Raw genomic sequence first — 15,827 nt, 5'->3', positions numbered from 1 at the left:
CTCTCTCACGTTCACAGGTGGTCGGGTGCGCTGATGCCGAGCAGGGACAGGCCGCCGGCCAGCACCGTCCCGGCGGCTTCGGCGAGCGCGAGCCGGGCGCGGTGGGCGGCCCCGGGTTTCTCCCCGCCACGGGGCAGCACGTCGCAGCTGTCGTGGAAGTCGAAGAAGGCGTCGGCGAGCGTGACCAGCTGCCGCGCGAGCCGGTCGGGCGCCCCCTTGCGCGCCGCCGCCACCAGCACGGCCGGCTGCTCCCCGAGCAGCCCCGTGAGCACCCGCGCGGCCTCCCCGGTCACGGGCCCGGACCCGGGCACGATCCCGAGCGCGGCCCCGCCCGCCACCAGCCCCCGGCTGCGGGCATACGCGTACCGCACCCGGAAGAGCGGATTACGCGCCCGCTGCTCCAGCACCTCGGCCCCGTGCGGCAGATCGTGCGGCGCGGGATGCAACAGCGCCCACCGCAACCCGTCGTCCCCCAGCACAGCCTCACTGTCCAGCCCCGGCCTGGCGGGCACCGGCGCGGCTCCCCCGCCCCGCACACTCCCGCCCTGCGCCCGCACCAGCCGCCCGGCCGCCTCGGCGACAACCCGCGCCCGCAGCTCGGTCCCCTCCGGTACGGCGACGGGCCCGGCCCCGCGCAGCGCGTCCCCCCAGCCGTACGCCTCGCCCTCATCGCCGATCCGCGCGACCAGAGCACCGACGGAATCCCCCGCCAGCGTCACGTTCAGAAACCCGGGCCCGGTCACCTCGACCCCGGCGATACCGGGAGCGTCGACCAGCCGGCCCCGCAGCACGTCGGCGACCTCGCGCGGCGGCCTCCCGGCCTCCCGGGCCAGCCGCAGCGCCACATTGCTCGCCCACTCCCCCGCCCCACCGGGCCCCGGGCGCTCCACCACCACCCGCTCGGGTACGGCGACCGCCAGCTCTCCCCCGTCCACAGCGGAACGCACCGCGCTGAGCACGGCAAGGGAGAGGTCGGCGGGGGTCACAGCACAAGGGTAGGGAGGTCGGGGGCGCTGAGGCGAATTGGTTCCGGATGGTGGGCCGGGGGTGGGCTCGGCTCCGGGCTGGTCTCAGCCCTGGGCGCGTCCCGCACCTTCGGGGAACTCCCCTTCGTCCTCGTCACCCCGGTCACCGGGGTCCTGGGCCTCCGGCGCCCTGCGCCGCTCCCGCAGCTGCCCGACGACCCGCACCAGCTCCTGGGGGTCGAACGGCTTGGCCAGGAACGCGTCCACCCCGGCATCGGCCGCCCCCTCGGCGACCCCGCCCCCGTCGCACCCGCTGACCATCACGATCGGCACGTCCCGCGTCCGCTCGTCGGCCCGCAGCCGCGCCGCGGTCCGCACCCCGTCGAGCCGCGGCATGACCACGTCCAGCGTCACGACGTCCGGCCGCACCCGGTGCACCATGTCCAGGCACTCGGCACCGTCGACCGCGGTCACCACCTCGAAGCCCTCCAGCTCAAGGTTGACCCTGATCAGTTGCCGAATCACCTTGTTGTCGTCGACGACAAGCACTCGGCCGCACATGCCTGGCACACCCCAGAGAGTAGGACGCCCCCTCCCCCGCCGCCCCCGTTTTCCCCACTTCCGCCCCCTCCGGGTGACCCGCCCCACCTCCCCGCGAAACCCGTTCCGACCCACCCCCCACGAGCTGGTAGTGTTCAACCCGTCGCCGACCAACACCGGCGAACGCCCCCGTAGCTCAGGGGATAGAGCAACGGCCTCCGGAGCCGTGTGCGCAGGTTCGAATCCTGCCGGGGGCACTCGCCAGAGATCAGCGGACACCAAGCTGAGCAAGGCGGATGCCGACAGAAGAGGGCGGGAATCAGTTTCTCTGATTCCTGCCCTCTTTCGTTGTGCTTCCGGCACTTCCGTGGCGCAGCAACTCCGTTCCCCGCTCCGAACCGTCCGATCGAACGGGCGGCCCTTCCGGCACGGGCGTGCTGGTGGGCCTTCGGCACCGTCACTGCTGGCATCCCGCTCGCCGCCATACACGATTCAAAGGGGCCGGTTGGATGCCCCTGAGCGCTTCGGGTCGTTAAGCCTTGGACGACGGCGCGGTATCCACAGGAACAGTGTGGGCGGTCGCGGACGATCGCCGGGTCGCTTCCGTCGAAGGTGGAGGGCCGACGGGTGCCCTAACCGTCCTCACTCCGTGCGGTGTCTCCGCAGACCTCACCGTCTTGGACTGACGCCGCAACGATCCCCTAATCCCCATAGGAGTGTCTTGAAGCGTAGAACGTTTACGGCCGCCGCTCTCGTCGTGAGCAGCCTGGCGCTGACCGCCTGCGAGCCGCCGGAGCCGAAACTGCCGGACCTGAGAGGCGAGAACTTCGCCAGTGCCTACAAGGCCGCCGACGAGGCCGGATACGAGCTGATCCACGCCAGGATGCCTACCAGCACGTCCGTCGGGAACGACAACGACCTCGCAAGCGCCCCGGACAACCTGCCGGCGCAGTACGAGAGCTGGACCGTGTGCTGGAACGACACGCTCTATGTGGATGTTGGTGACGTCCCGTTCTGGTCGATCGACCTATACCTCGTGGCCGAGAGAGCGGACTGCAAGAACGGGCGGCTCGACTTCGAGAAGCGTGAGGTCTACGACGAGTTGGTCAAGAACGCTGGCGAAGAAGAAGACCCCGCTGACGGCGAGGAAGTGCCCGCTGACGGCGAGGAAGACGACGGCGCCTCGTGCTACAGCTCCACTTGGGGCAACTTCGCCTGCGAGACGGGGCTGCCCGCTCCGGACGAGCGCAATCTCGACGGCACCTACAAGTACTCCATCTGCGACGAGGGCGAGGAGGCGTACGTCAGAGGCTGCTACCCCTACTACGACGAGCTTCAGCGCTGGCATGACACCCACCCCTGAGAGGTCACCTCACCTGACGGGTCGTCGGTAGCGAAGGAGGTGCGGTCGATGCTCGTGGAAGCGAGGAAGTGCTCGGCCCTGCCTTCGTGGAAGCGATGGTGTCGGCGGCGGCTGACGGACCGAGCCATCGTGCGTTCGGGGGCCCAGCGGTGCAGCCCAAGCCGCTGCGATGTCTCAATGCCCCTTTCGGGCGAGGCCGCGCGGCGTGCCGGCGTGCTCGGGCGGGGTCACGTCGACACGCGGGCGCCCGGCGTGACCCCGTAGCCGTCAGCTCCCCGCCAGTGGCTCCAGGAACCTGCTGGGTCGGCCGTTCCAGGTGATCGTCAGGGCGTCGCGGGCGCGGGTGGCCGCGACGAAGAGGAGTGAGCGGGCTCGCTGGAGTTCGCGTCGATGCCGCTGCGGATCGGTGCGCTCCCAGGCCTCCACCGAGGCGCGCGGCACCAGGCCCTGGGAGACGCCCGCGATGATCATGCGGCGGTACTCCAACCCCTTGAACCGGTACATGGTGCCAATGTGCACGCCTTCCTCGTGACGGGGCCCGTCCGAGGTGATCTCGGTGGAGGTGATGCCGCGCTGCCGCAGCCGGTAGGCGACCTCGGTGACCATGTCGTTGGTGGGGACGCAGACGGCCGTGGCTTCGCGAGGCACGTCGTGCCAGGCGTTGAGTTGTTCCACCACCAGCTCCAGCTCCTCTTCCCAGCTGGGTGCGGACCGCAGCTGAGGACGGGGCCCGTGCAGGACGGAGCGGTAGCCGGCCAAGCCGTCCTCTCCGCCGTCGAGATCGTCGTAGGCGGTGCCCGCGAGCACTCCGAGGGCGGAGTACAGGATCTCGCGGGTCGTCCGGTAGCTGAGGGTGAGCCGGGAGGACCTGCCACGGATGTTGACGCCAAGGCTGCCGAGGGTGACCTGGTGGTCGTAGATGCGCTGGTGGGTGTCGCCGACCAGGAAGAGGTCGTTGGGCCCGCTCGGGACCATGGCGCGGAGCATTTTCCAGTGGGCGGCGCTGAGGTCCTGTGCCTCGTCGACCACGATGTGCCGGTAGCGGTATCGCAGCCATGCGCCGGAGCCGTCTTCGACGTGGATGTTGTACTGGCCGCCGCGCTCGTCGCGTTCCGTGGCCCGCTGGTCGATCTTGGCTTTCCTCGTCATCTCCAGGCGGGCGGCCCGCTCGGCCACCTGCCGGTGGGTTTCCACTCCCTTGGAGTCCAGACGCTGGGTGTACCGCTCCGCGAGCTGCCAGATGTCGGCGCGGTCGGCCCGGGAGACGCTGCGGCCCCGCCCGGCGCGCCTGGCCTTGAAGTAGTCGCTGCGGGAGGCGACGGCCTGGCCCAGGATCACCTGGTTCCACTCGTCGCTGAGGAACTCCGCCCCCCACCGGTTCTCACCGGACTCCACCAGCAGGTCCCGCCATTCGCGCAGTGCCTGGGTGTCGCTGATCCGGCGCTTGGGGTTGCCGGGGTCGGCCTCGCCGACCACGCGCGTGGCAAGCTGGTCCACGTGGGTGATGTCGACCCGAGAGAGGGTCTCCTGACCGCCGAGGGAGAGCAGCCGGGCCCGCAGGTCGGCGGCCAGGTTCTTGTTGAAAGTGGTGAGCAGTACGGGCCGGGTGTGGCCGGGCGGGAGCTGGGAGACGAGGTGGCACACCCGATGCAGGGCGACGATGGTCTTGCCGGTGCCTGGGCCTCCGCCGACCCGGGCAGGGCCGGAGTACTCGCGGCGGACCAGCTTCTCCTGGGTGGGATGGAGGAAGATCTTCCAACGCCCGAAGTCGCCTTCTTCGAGGATGCTGCGGAGCGATTCGTCGTCGGTGATGACGACGGCCTGGGAGCGGTCGACGGCCGCCTGCCAGTCCTCGGGGTCAAGCTGCTCCGCGGCGGGGACGGCGACCGGTTCCGTGACATCCTGTCTGACCTGCTCGAAGGGGACGCCGTCGCGCAGCCGCAGCAGGACTTCACCAGTGTGCCGGGGGGCGTACTCGACCAGTCCGAGGAGTTCGTCGTCGTCGGTGAGTTTGAGGATGATCGGGATGAGCGGTTCGGCCACACCCAGCTCGGCGAGGCCGGCGGCGCCGTACTCGGCGAAGAGCGGCTGTCCGGCCGGGGGCGCAGAGGGGACGGGCGCCGACTCGGGCGCTGCCGGGGCGGGCCGCTGGGCGGCTTCGCGGCGCCGTACGCTCTCGGTGACGACCGAGAGGTCGACGTATTCGATGGCACCGGTGATCTGGTTGATGCCGTAGGCGAGGCTGTCCAGGTTCTCGTGGACGCGGCGCTGGTGCTTGACTGAGACGAGCAGCCAGTCGTTCTCGGCCAGGCGCAGCAGCAGGGCTCGGTGCTCGTGGCCGACGTGTGCCGACCAGAGGCGCTGGTGTCCCTGGAGGGGGGCGAGATGGAACACGCCGGCGTTGGGGTTGCGCCGGAAGTCGTGCTGGAACTTGTAGACGGCGTCGACCACGTTCTGGTCGAGTGCAGCGATTTCCTTGTCCGCCTTGTCCAGCAGGCGGAGGATGACCCCCTTCCTGGGGGCACCGTTGACCGTCATGCGTCGTTCTCCTCTGCTTCCGTCTGCTTGCCGGGCTCCTCGTTCAGCAGGGCTGCGAGCTCGCGTGCGTCCCACTCAGGGGCGGGCCGGGCCTGCCAGCCGGCCGCGGCGTAGGCCCGGTCGCGGTCCTCGGCGTCCTGATCCTTGTCCTCGCCTGCCCCAGGACGATGGGCGAGGACCACAGCGACGCGCCGGTCCGGCCAGGCCAGCTCGGCCGGCCAGGCCCCTTCGCCGAGTTCGAAGCCTGCTTCGGGGGCGGTGACGCCCAAATCGGCCAGTCGTGAAGCGAGTTCGGGCAGCCCTGGCTCGTCGACGAGATAGGCGATCACCTCGTCCCAGGCCGGGTCGCGCAGGGTGGCGGCCGGCTCCTCGGAGGCGTTCCGGGCGGGGGCGTCGGGGGTTCGCACCACGTCCGCCCGGCGCTGCGAGGCCAGCCAGCCTCCGCCTCCGGTGACGGCGAGTTCGACCGGGTCGAACCCTTCCAGCAGGGAAGTGGTCAGTTGGACCCCGTCTCCCTGGCCCTCGTTGAGGAACTGGAGCAGGTTGGTCCAGTAGAGCCAGGCGGACCAGCGGCGGTGGTGTGCCGCCTCGTCGGTCTCCAGGGTGGCGTCGGCATCGTCGAGCACGGTGACAGCGGTCCAGGCGGCGCGCGCCTGCCCGTTCCGCAGGTCCAGCGCGATCACCAGCGGGCAGCCGGAGGCGTCTGTCGTGGCCATGACCTGCACCGCGCCGTTCCCGCCGGCGAGCCGCTCGCCGCGGAGGGCCTCCGTCAGCCGCTCGCGGACCTGCGTGCCGTCGGCCAGTGCCCGGCTCGTGGCCGAGACAGCGGCGAACCCGGCGAGAGCGCTCTGGGTGCGCCTGCGCCAGAGCGCGGGGTCAGGGTCGGTGAGGTAGCCGATCAGCGTCTCGACGGGGTTGGCCCAGACGTACTTGGGCAGGTCCCGGGCGTCACCGGCGTGAAGTCGCCGGTGAATGTCCCTCGCCGTCCGCTGCGCGGTGTGCTGGTACGGCTGCCACACCGGGTCGGACTGCGGCCGGCTGCGGCCCGCCCAGGCCTGGACGTCCTCCCAGGTGAGCTGGAAGACCTGCCAGCCATGCTCGGCCCGTAGCCGGGTGCGCTTGGCGGCGTCGTCGGCGAGCCGGTTGCAGCCGGGGGCGGCGTGGTAGCGGTAGCCGTCGAGGTAGACGGCTACGCGCCGGTCGTCGTCGAGGCTGCGGAAGACCACGTCGGGCCGGGTGAAGCCGAGTGACGTCTGCGTCTCCATCTGCCAGCCGCGGACGGTCTGGTCGGGTGCGGTGAACCGCAGGGTGATGTCGCGTTCGCCGTCGGGGGTGTGGGCGGTGCGGACGCTGACCTCGTCGGCAAGGGCGGCCCAGTCCAGCAGGCCGCGCCGGAACAGCGCTTCGAGTTCGCTCTCCACCTGGTGGACGAGTGTGATTTCCCGGGTGGTGGCGACGGGCTGGGCCGACCAGGCCCCGCCGTCCCGGCCGAAGAGCTCGCCGAGCATGTCGAGGGCGTGCTCGCGGGAGACAAGTTCGTACTCGTGGTCGTCGACGTGCCGCAGCAGGCACCGGTGGCAGGCCGGGCGGCCCTCGCGCACGCATACGCAGCTCTCGACCGCCTCCCGGGCGCGCCGGAGCACGTTGCGGAGGCCGTCGGGCCCCGCCAGGCGGTGGAGGTAGCCGGTGCCGCCGGGCAGCGTGTCGTACAGGACGAGGAAGTGCCGTCGCAGGCCACTGCCCTGGCTGCCCTCGTCCGGCATGGAGGCCGGTACCACGGCCAGGTGGTCCGGGTCCCCGCCGTAGCTGTGGGCGATGCCGGCGAGCAGCAGGGCCTTGAAGGAGACCAGCCGTTCGTTGGTGTGGGCGGTGACGGCGGGGATGAGGATGCGCAGGGCCTCGGTCCTGAGCTCGTGGGCGAGGAGCACCTTCGTGCCCTGCTGGAGCTCGGGCCCGCCGCGCCTGCGGGGACACCAGGGGCGGTGGTAGCGCGTGGCGCGGTCGGAGTCGAAGGTGTCGTGTGCGGCAGGCGGGCCCCCGTCGGCGTCGGCGAATCCGCAGGCGTCGCAGACCCAGAAGGGGTTGAGGCGGACCTCGCCGCCGGCGAAGGGGGTCTCCGGCCCGCCGTCGGCGCGTGCAGCGCCGACGTTGAGGTGGCGGACGAGGGCCTGCCGGGTGAACTCCCAGCCGAAGGTGGCGTGCTGGTGTTTCCAAGCCTGTTCGATGGTGTCGCGGCGGATGTCCACGGCGGGGACGACGGTGTAGTGGCGCCTCTCCCGGTCGTCGGATTCGTCGCGGACCCGGACGTCGTCGCGTACGTCCCGGGAGGTGACGCGCCGGGGGACGAGCACCTTGTGCAGGCAGCCGACGTCGCCGATGGCCGGGGAGGTGCAGCGCGGGCAGGCCGAAGAGTCCTGTTCGGCCTGGTGGGTGCGGATGTGGCCGCAGTCGGGGCAGACGCGCCACCACAGCCAGGCCGGGCGTTCGGGGCTGCCGATGTCCAGCCCGGTGATCTTGTGTTTGTAGCTCTGGGCGTAGAAGTGGTTGCCGGGGGCGAAGTCCTTGAGGGCGAGGCGGGCGGGGCGGGTGTGCGTGATGGTCTTGGAGTGGTGCTCGCGGCCTTCCGGGGTCCTCTCGCTCCAGGTTAGGGTGGCCTCCAGTTCGGTGGCGGAGTCGATGAGGCTGTAGTTGGGCAGCAGGCCGAGCTCGACGAGGGCGCCGTGGGCGGTGGTCCGCCCCAGTACCTTGACTACGCCCACGGCGGCGCGGCGCTCGGCGCGGAGTTCACGCCCCTGCCGCTCGTGTTCGGGGTCGCCGGCGACGAGCAGCCCGTGGGCGCGGTCGATGGCCTCGATCCGGCGCTGGGTCTCGGCGCGCCGGGCCTCCCACTGCTGCTGGGCATCCTCAACGCGCGCCCGCAACCCCTCCGGGCCCGGGAAGGTGGCGTAGGTGCGCAGGTCGGTCGCGGCCTGGGGGCTGATGCCGGTGCCCTGCTCCTCGTCGTAAGGAGGAAAGAGTTCCAGGAAGGCACGGGCCAGCCGCTCGCCGTGGGCGAGGGCGGCCTCGGTGAACTCGGTCCGCCATGCCTCGTCGCCGAAGAGTTCGACGGCCATCCGGGGCAGGGGGCCGACGGGCTGGTCGCCGGGGGCGGCGGCGGGCAGCCGCCCCGCTGCCGCGAGGTCGAGGAGGTGGGCGAGGTACTGGCGGCGCAGGATCTCGGAGGCGGAGAGGTAGCAGCCGGGGGGCTGGATCTCCCCGTCGATCATCATGCGGGGGTCTTCGAGGTAGTACCGGTCCCGGGGGCCCCGGTCGACCATGGTGAGCAGGTAGGCGTTGCCGGAGGAGCGGCCCGCCCGGCCGACCCGCTGGATGTAGTTGGCGGGCCCCTTGGGGAGGGAGCCGAGGATGACGGTGGAGAGGTCGCCGATGTCGATGCCTAGTTCCAGGGTGGGCGTGCAGGAGAGCACCTGCGGGTTGGCGTAGTGCACGTCGGTGCCGTCGCGGAAGGCCTTCTCGACCGCTTCGCGCTTGGCGCGGCTGAGCGTGCTGGTGTGCTCGGCGGTGTTGATGGTGAAGACGCCCGCCTCGCGGTACATGCGGCGGTAGAAGTCCTCGGTGTAGTCGCGCCGCCGTACCCCGCCGGCCAGGTCCGCTCCGGTGCTGAGGGTTCCGCCGCAGCGGTAGCGCGGGCAGGGCTGGCCGTGCCACTGGTCGGCGTGGTCGGGGTGGACGGTCTGTTCCCAGAAGCACATCGGGCAGTGGGCGGTGGCTTCGCCGACGAGGTCGTCGGCGAGCTTACGGACCTCGATGTGGCCGGGCTGGAGGCCGTAAACGCGGGTGGTGCCGTCCTGGGCGGTACGGGCCGAGAGGACGCCCGTGTCGGCGAGCGCCGGGAGCAGGCGGGACAGCAGGTCGGTGGCGGCTTCCGGGCGGCGCAGGCCGAGGCAGCGCATGGTCCAGTCCTGGTACCAGCCGAGCCGGGCGGTGAGCACGTCGAAGTCCTCGCTGCCCTGCTTGGGCCCGCCCAGCAGGAAGGAGGGGGCGGAGACCCCGGCGGGGAAGGCGGGCATGCCCGGCGTCCGGCCGCCCCACACGGCCCAGCGGCGTACGCCGCCCTGGGCGAGCCACTCGTCCAGCCAGGCGTGCCGGACGGCTCCGCGGGTCCGCAGCCGCTCCAGGAGGCCGCGTACGTAGCCGAGGTGGCGGTCGGGGCCGGGCTGGGAGCCGTCGGGCAGGGCGATCTCGCCGGGGGTGGTGCGCAGGAGGTCGGCGACCAGGCTGGCGATGGCGTCCGGGTCGGCGAGGGGGATGCCGGCGGCGACGGTGCGGGTGAGCTCCAGGGTGCGTCCCTGCCGGGACTTGAGGCCGAACTCCATGACGGCGGCGAACGCCAGGCGCTGGGCGATCAGCTCCCAGGTCGGGCGGGAGCCGCGGCTGCGGCCCGCGAGCAGGGTGTCCACGCCCCGGAGGACATGCAGGTCCGGCGGGATGACGGCGGCCTGGACCGCCTTGCTGTCGACCACGTCGGCGATGATGTCGGCCGCCAGGTCGCCGACGGTGACCGGCTCCTCCTCGGCGATGCGGCTGGCGAGCAGGGAGCGGAAGGAGAAGGTGTACGAGCGGCTGGCCACGTATCCGGCGCGGTGGGCGGCGTCCTGTACGGAGTCGTTGAAAAGGAGGGTCTTGTTCTCTTTGCGGGCCGGGTCCAGCTCACCGCCGGTGAACAGCTGCGTGATGGCCGCGGAGGCCAGGGCCGCCAGGCCGGTGCCGAGGTAGCGGATGGCGTTGAAGGTGCGGCAGGCGGGGCACTGGTCCTGCTCGGCCGCGCGGTCCCCGGCCAGGTCGACCCGCACGAAGGCGCCGTGGTGCAGCGGCCTGGCCCGGCGCGGGCCTCCGCCGTCCGGGGCGGGGAAAAAGTCGGTTTCCGGTGAGAGTGGCCGCAGACGGCCGTTGACGCCGTCGAGCACCATGACGGTGGGTCCGCCGCGAGGACGCTCGCCGCTGGAGAAAGCAGCCTCGTGCACCTCCTGCCCGGTCGCGGCGATCATGTTGCGGACGCGTCGCTTCTCCCGGCTCATGGAGGCTCTGCGGATGCGCTGTGCCGTGAGGTCGAGGTCGGCGGGGTCAGCCTCCGGCGAGTAGGCCGCCCAGCCGGAGCGCCCGCACTCGCGGCAGAACACGGCGGGCAGGAAGACCTCGGCGGGCGGCGGGGCGCTGTCGTCCCCGGGGGTGGCCGCCTCCTCGTCGGGCACCGGGCCGGGCGCCCGCTCGCCGGACGCCGGCTTGCGGGCCAGACGGCCGCGCGGGCCCATCTTCTCGTCGTCCCACCGGAACTCGGCCCGGGAGGCGGTGATGCCCCGCAGGAGGCGGGAGACGGAGCGGACCCAGTGGTGGATCTCGATGGAGAGCAGGGGCCGGCCGTTCTCCGCCCTGGCGTGCGACAGCAGCGCGATGTAGCGGGCCAGGGCGGTGGCGGCCAGGGCGGGACGTTGCTGGACGGTGACGCCCCAGTGGTAGGCGTAGCGCGGCAGGGCCTCCAGTACCTCGGCGAGCGGGCGCGGCCTGCCGTCGAGGATCTCCAGGAGTGCGGCGGTGAGGCGGTGGCGGCGCAGCGTCTTCCCGAGCTCCTCGGGAGTCAGGCTCCGGGTGCCGGTGAAGAGCGCGACAAGTTCGTCCAGCGCTTCCGCGTCCCGGGCCGGGTCGCCGAGCGTGGTGACCTCGTGGGGATCGGGGAAGGGTAGGGAGAAGTCGCTCTCCCGGGTGAACTCCCCCGTGGTGTGGCGGTCTTCGCCGACGACGGCCTCCGGCGGGAAGGGCACGCCGAAGACCTGCTCGGCGACTTCGCGCATGGTGGGCCCCTGCGCTTCTCCTGCCCGGGAGCCGTTCGCGCTGATCGCGCCGAGGGTGGCAGAGGTGGCGATGGGGCAGACCGGTCCCAAGGGCCGTCCGGGACTTGCGAGGCCGCTGACGGTGCCGAGCCGCCGGAGCAGCATCGCCACATCCGTACCCTGGGCGCCGTCGTAGGTGTGGAACTCGTCGAGGACGATGTAGGTCAGCGTGCCGTCCTGCCAGAGAACCTGGTCCTCGGGGCGCTGGAGCAGCAGGTCGAGCATCTTGTAGTTGGTGATGAGGATGTCCGGGCGGGTCCGGCGGATCTCGTCGCGGTCGACGGCGATCCTCGGGTTGCTCTGCTTGAACTCCTGGGAGGGCTTGTCGCCGATGTACAGCGCGGCCCGGACGCCGGCGTCACGCAGCCGGGGGTCGAGCGCGTCGGCGAGCCGGTCGTTGATGCGGTGGGCCTGGTCGGTGGCGAGGGCGTTCATCGGGTAGAGCAGGACGGCCTTGACGCCTTCCCGTCCCGCCTGCCGCTGTCGCAGGCAGTGGTCGAGGACCGGGATGAGGAAGGACTCCGTCTTGCCCGAGCCAGTGCCGGTGGTGACGAGGGTGGGCTGGGCGGGTCCATGCAGGGTGGACAGCCTCCGCCAGGCCCGTTCCTGGTGCCGGTAGGGGGTGAAGTCGTCGCGCGGGTACCAGCCGAGGTGCTCCTGCCAGCCGTCGCCCTCGGCTTGTTTGAAGGGCGTGCGGATGCGCAGGTACGGGCCGCGGAAGATGCCCTCCCGGGGGTCGGAGAGGAAGCTTTCGAGAGCGCCGCGCGTCCCCTCGTCCGCGAGCGCGTACGTCGTCGCGAGGTACTGGCTGAGGCTGGCCCGTACCTGGTCAGCGGCGAGGGTGGGGCGCACGGGTCGTCTCCTTGCTGGGGTGGCGGGTGAGGCCCTTGGTGACGGTGGGGCGGTGGGCCGCTCACCAGGCCTACGGTATCCGGGGCGCCGTGGGTGTCCGGCCGGGCGGTGGGCCCCGCTCAGCCGCCGAGCCGACCGCCGAGCTTGCCGCCGACATGGGCGACGTGGACGCGTTTCTCCTCGCTCAGCAGCCGGAAGTGGATGCGCCCGGCGCCGGGGGTGAACCGCACGTGGGTGTCGAAGTACCGGTGCGTGCCGTCCAGGTCCTCGAAGAGGCAGAACTCCCGCTTACGCGTCTGGTGTTCCGGGGTGACCTTGAAGCCCCAGGCGGGGCCCTCGGGCGAGGCGTCGGGGTCCCAGGCGGCCACGCCCCGCTCAAGTTCGGTGAGGCGTTTGCAGACGGCGTGCACCCACAGGGGGTTCAGCCGGCGCAGCTGGTCCTCGGCTCCCGGCAGGAACCGCAGGTGGGGGAAGCCGGTGGCGGCGAACTTCAGCAGCTCGGCGCCGGTCCGCACGGCGCCCAGCTCCCCGCGCCGGGCGGCCTCGGCCCCTTCGCGGATCCAGGGCAGGTGTTCCTCGACGTGCTCGCGGGTCGCCACGTGCGGGATGGTCACCTCGGTCACTTCCGAGTGGAATGCCCCGTCATCGCCGTCGCCGTCCGCGGACTCGACGAGTTCCTCCTGTACGAGGGTCAGCCGTGCGCCGGCCCAGCACGCGGCCACCGGCAGGGAGACCCCCATGCCCGCCATGAGGGCGGCGGCGCCGAGGCCTTCGACCGGGACGCCCTCGTGGCGGTGCTCGATCTCGTGGCGGTCCCGCCCGTCCGGGAAGACGGACCGGTACGGCGATTTGGACTGCATCTGGAGCAGGCGCCGCCACAGGTCGCGGTTGTGGGACAGACCGGACCATTTGCCGATGGGGTGGCCCGGGGCGATCTGGAGGCCGTTGACGGGTTCCCGGGCGACGAGCACGGTGCGCGGCCGGTCCACTCCGGCGATGGCCAGGACGGCCCGGACGAGTTCGGTCATCGCCCGGTTGACCGCGTCGGGCCCCGCTTCGGACTCACACGACTTCTCGTTCAGGAACAGCTGCGGCACGACTCCCCCTTAGCCACGGTGTGTGACCGCCCCCCGGCGGTGATCAGCTGATGAGCTGGTCGAGCGTGTTCTCCAGCTCGTCGAAGAAGCCCTCCGGCCACTGGTCGAGCAGCCCGTCCCGGTCGACCTTGGGGCTGACCACGTCCACGCCGGTGCCGTCGCCCCGGAAGTAGTGCAGGACCACCTGCTCCGGGGTGAGCTGTCCGCGTTTGACGGCGAGCCGGACGCCGTTGATCACATGGTCGCTGTGGGTCTCCATGATCAGCTGCGCCCCCTGGGCCACGGCCGCCGAGGCCAGCAGCGCCATCCCGGTCTGTCCCTGCGGGTGGAGGTGGGCCTCGGGGTTCTCCAGCAGGACCAGGGAGCCTGGGCCGGCGGTGAGGCAGGCGGCCACGATCGGCAGGACGTAGGTGAGCCCGAAGCCGACGTTGCCCGGGCGGCGGCGCCGGGTGGGGCCGAGGGAACCTTCGAAGCCGTAGGAGAGCCGTACGGCGTCCGCCCCCTCGATGGCCTCGGCCTGGATGTCCACGCCGGGGCAGAGGTCGCCCATCCAGGCGGCCACCTGGTCTAGGAGGAGGGCCGAGTCGGCGCCGGGGTGGCGCAGTGGCCCCTGGGGGACCTCGTCGCGGGCATGATGGCGCAGGAAGTTGACGGCGTGTTCGCCGCGCACGCCGAGGAAGCCGCGGGCCACGGCCGCGTGGTGGTCGCGGGGGTAGAACTCGGCGGGCGAGATGCGGTCGGCGTGCAGGTACTGGAAGGGGCCCAGGCAGAAGGCCGGGACGAGCGCCTCCGCGCCGGACGGCCGGTCCGGGCCCTCCGAGGTGTAGGGCAGTTCGACGTCGAGCAGCGGCAGCAGGTTCTGCTCGGCCTCGTAGCCGACGGTCCAGGCGTAGCGGTTCAGCCCTTCGTCCACGCCGAGCCCGATCCGGGGCTCGTCCCCGGCGAAGTCCTCGTGCAGCACGTCCTCGCCGGTGCCGAGGCGGACGAGCTCACCGTTGAGCAGGAAGCCCCCGCCCACGCCGCCGGGCCGGAGCCCTGCTTCCCGCGCGGAAGCCGGCAGCGCCGCCGCATCGAGGTCACCCGCCTCGTACGACTGCCGGACCATGGCCAGCGCCTGGAGCACCGTGCTCTTGCCGGAGGAGTTGAGGCCGGTGAGGAGGGTGAGGGGGCCGAGCGGCAGTTCTGTCTCCTGGAACGTCTTGAAATTGCGCAAGGCGAGACTGTCGATCATTCTGCCGCCACCCCCCGGAAAAGCTTCGCGATCATGCCGAACCTGGTGCGGACCTTCTTCGGGTCGCCGGTGGCGATGGAGATGGACCGGTCGAAGTCGAGGTCCTTCATCAGCGCGAAGAAGCCGCGGAGAACGGCTTCGCGTGACGCTACCAGCCGTTTCCTGCCGTGATCGTCCAGGACGGCGAGATTGACCGCGACAGTCTCGAAGAGCGCCTTGTTGATGGGGGAACGCGCCTTTCCGCCGTGCCACTTGCGGAAGGCGTGTTCCCCGAAAACCTGCTCGGCACAGCGCATCGCCGCCCGAAACTCCAGAGCCAGGTCCCTCCGCTGCCGCTCCCCCGCCTTGTTGACCCGGTGCATGGCGGTGACGAGGAACTGGTCGAAGTCCCGCTGGGTGTGCTCGGCCGGGTCCGAGAGGCGGAAGGCCAGGAACCGCAGGACCATCTCCCGGTCGGCCATGCGCTCGCTGGAGATACTCCAGCCGGTGGCCTCACCGAAAGCGGGGTCCTCGGCGAGATCGGCCAGGAAGGCGCGGACCTCGCCCTGGACCAGCGCGTGCCGCAGTTCCTGCGCCTTCAGCACCATCCCGCCGGTGTTGATGCGGGAGAAGACGTTGTACTTCACCACTTCCGGGGTGCCTTGCTGGATGATGTGCACGACCAGCTGGGTCTCCCTGAGCCGGATCTTCAGGCGCCCTGAGAGGTCCTCGTACCGCTTGCCGTGGAAATCGGTGAGGTAGTCCAGCCCACGCAGGGTCAGCGGCGGCATGTTCACCGCGTCCGGCGCGATGAACCGGGCGATCGCCGTCAGCCGCTGGATGCCGTCGACCACCGACCAGTTGTCCTCGTCGTCCTGGGCCATGTGGAAGTTGGAGATGGGGATGCGCAGCAGCAGGGACTCGATGAGCCTGCTCTGGAGGGTGTCGCTCCAGATGCCGGCCCGGCGCTGGAAGTCGGGGGCCAGGTCGATCATGCCCTCCCGGAGGCGGGAGAGCAGCAGGTCCACGGTGGTCGACTGGGTCTCGATCTTGATGGACTCGGGGCGGAACGGCGCGGAGATGCCGTCCGGGTCGGGCTCGGCGACGTGGTCGTCGGCTCCGGCCAGGTCCTCCAGCTCGACACCGGTGGGCCGTCCGTCCGCGCCGATCTCGATCGGGCTCTCCAGCGGCAGGAAGAGGGAGACCTGCTCTGCGAGGTCGTCCGGTACGACGTACCGCTGATAGCCCACGGCGCGCTCACGCCCCGAGCTCCGGCCGCCCGCCGTCTCCTCCGGTCCCGCCATCCGAGCCACTCACCTCTCCACCGCCGCCACGTGCGCTCCGCTGGTGGATCACCCTAGCGGCGGGCCCCGC

8 protein-coding genes and 1 tRNA gene are annotated in these 15,827 nt (G+C 71.6%); 2 read left to right on the top strand and 7 right to left on the bottom strand.

Annotated features, from left to right (window positions below; all coding sequences use genetic code 11):
- Positions 1-11 precede the first annotated feature (11 nt).
- Together nrtL and IF45_RS0107345 are read right to left on the bottom strand one after the other, a co-directional pair.
- Positions 12-986: an ArgS-related anticodon-binding protein NrtL gene (nrtL, locus tag IF45_RS0107350; RefSeq protein ID WP_008409318.1), complete on the bottom strand. Its 975-nt coding sequence runs from the start codon at positions 984-986 to the stop codon at positions 12-14.
- 84 nt (positions 987-1,070) lie between these two features.
- The gene (locus IF45_RS0107345) at positions 1,071-1,526 is read right to left on the bottom strand and encodes a response regulator (RefSeq protein ID WP_008409317.1); all 456 of its coding nucleotides are present in this window, start codon (positions 1,524-1,526) and stop codon (positions 1,071-1,073) included.
- Positions 1,527-1,690: 164 nt separating this feature from the next.
- Here IF45_RS0107345 and IF45_RS0107340 point away from each other — a divergent pair.
- Together IF45_RS0107340 and IF45_RS0107335 are read left to right on the top strand one after the other, a co-directional pair.
- Positions 1,691-1,762, top strand: a tRNA-Arg gene (locus tag IF45_RS0107340).
- 500 nt (positions 1,763-2,262) lie between these two features.
- Positions 2,263-2,868, top strand: a complete 606-nt coding sequence (locus tag IF45_RS0107335; protein WP_100750266.1) for a hypothetical protein — start codon at positions 2,263-2,265, stop codon at positions 2,866-2,868.
- A gap of 267 nt (positions 2,869-3,135) precedes the next feature.
- On the opposite strand, the gene IF45_RS0107330 is transcribed toward IF45_RS0107335, so the two are convergent.
- From IF45_RS0107330 to IF45_RS0107310, 5 genes are all read right to left on the bottom strand, one after another.
- Entirely contained in the window at positions 3,136-5,406 is a 2,271-nt protein-coding gene (locus IF45_RS0107330; protein WP_008409315.1) for a UvrD-helicase domain-containing protein, read from the bottom strand.
- Positions 5,403-12,146: a DEAD/DEAH box helicase gene (locus tag IF45_RS34250; RefSeq protein ID WP_051720675.1), complete on the bottom strand. Its 6,744-nt coding sequence runs from the start codon at positions 12,144-12,146 to the stop codon at positions 5,403-5,405. Before IF45_RS34250 ends, IF45_RS0107330 begins: the two co-directional genes overlap by 4 nt.
- Positions 12,147-12,265: 119 nt before the next feature.
- On the bottom strand, positions 12,266-13,243 hold the full coding sequence (locus IF45_RS0107320; RefSeq protein ID WP_030306339.1) for a hypothetical protein: 978 nt from the start codon (positions 13,241-13,243) through the stop codon (positions 12,266-12,268).
- Between the two features lie 43 nt (positions 13,244-13,286).
- Entirely contained in the window at positions 13,287-14,474 is a 1,188-nt protein-coding gene (locus IF45_RS0107315) for an AAA family ATPase (protein ID WP_030306338.1), read from the bottom strand.
- The gene (locus tag IF45_RS0107310) at positions 14,471-15,757 is read right to left on the bottom strand and encodes a DUF262 domain-containing protein (protein ID WP_030306335.1); all 1,287 of its coding nucleotides are present in this window, start codon (positions 15,755-15,757) and stop codon (positions 14,471-14,473) included. The genes IF45_RS0107315 and IF45_RS0107310 overlap by 4 nt, the downstream gene beginning before the upstream one ends.
- Positions 15,758-15,827 lie beyond the last annotated feature (70 nt).

The sequence above is a fragment of the Streptomyces albidoflavus genome, assembly GCF_000719955.1.
GTDB lineage: Bacteria > Actinomycetota > Actinomycetes > Streptomycetales > Streptomycetaceae > Streptomyces > Streptomyces albidoflavus.
Note: the sequence above shows the minus strand (reverse complement) of the source record. Positions and strands in the feature narration are given on the sequence as shown.

Coding starts and splice junctions, on each gene's coding strand:
- IF45_RS0107330 (WP_008409315.1), bottom strand. CDS start 5,406: ATGACGGTCAACGGTGCCCCCAGGAAGGGGGTCATCCTCCGCCTGCTG.
- IF45_RS0107310 (WP_030306335.1), bottom strand. CDS start 15,757: ATGGCGGGACCGGAGGAGACGGCGGGCGGCCGGAGCTCGGGGCGTGAG.
- IF45_RS0107315 (WP_030306338.1), bottom strand. CDS start 14,474: ATGATCGACAGTCTCGCCTTGCGCAATTTCAAGACGTTCCAGGAGACA.
- IF45_RS0107345 (WP_008409317.1), bottom strand. CDS start 1,526: ATGTGCGGCCGAGTGCTTGTCGTCGACGACAACAAGGTGATTCGGCAA.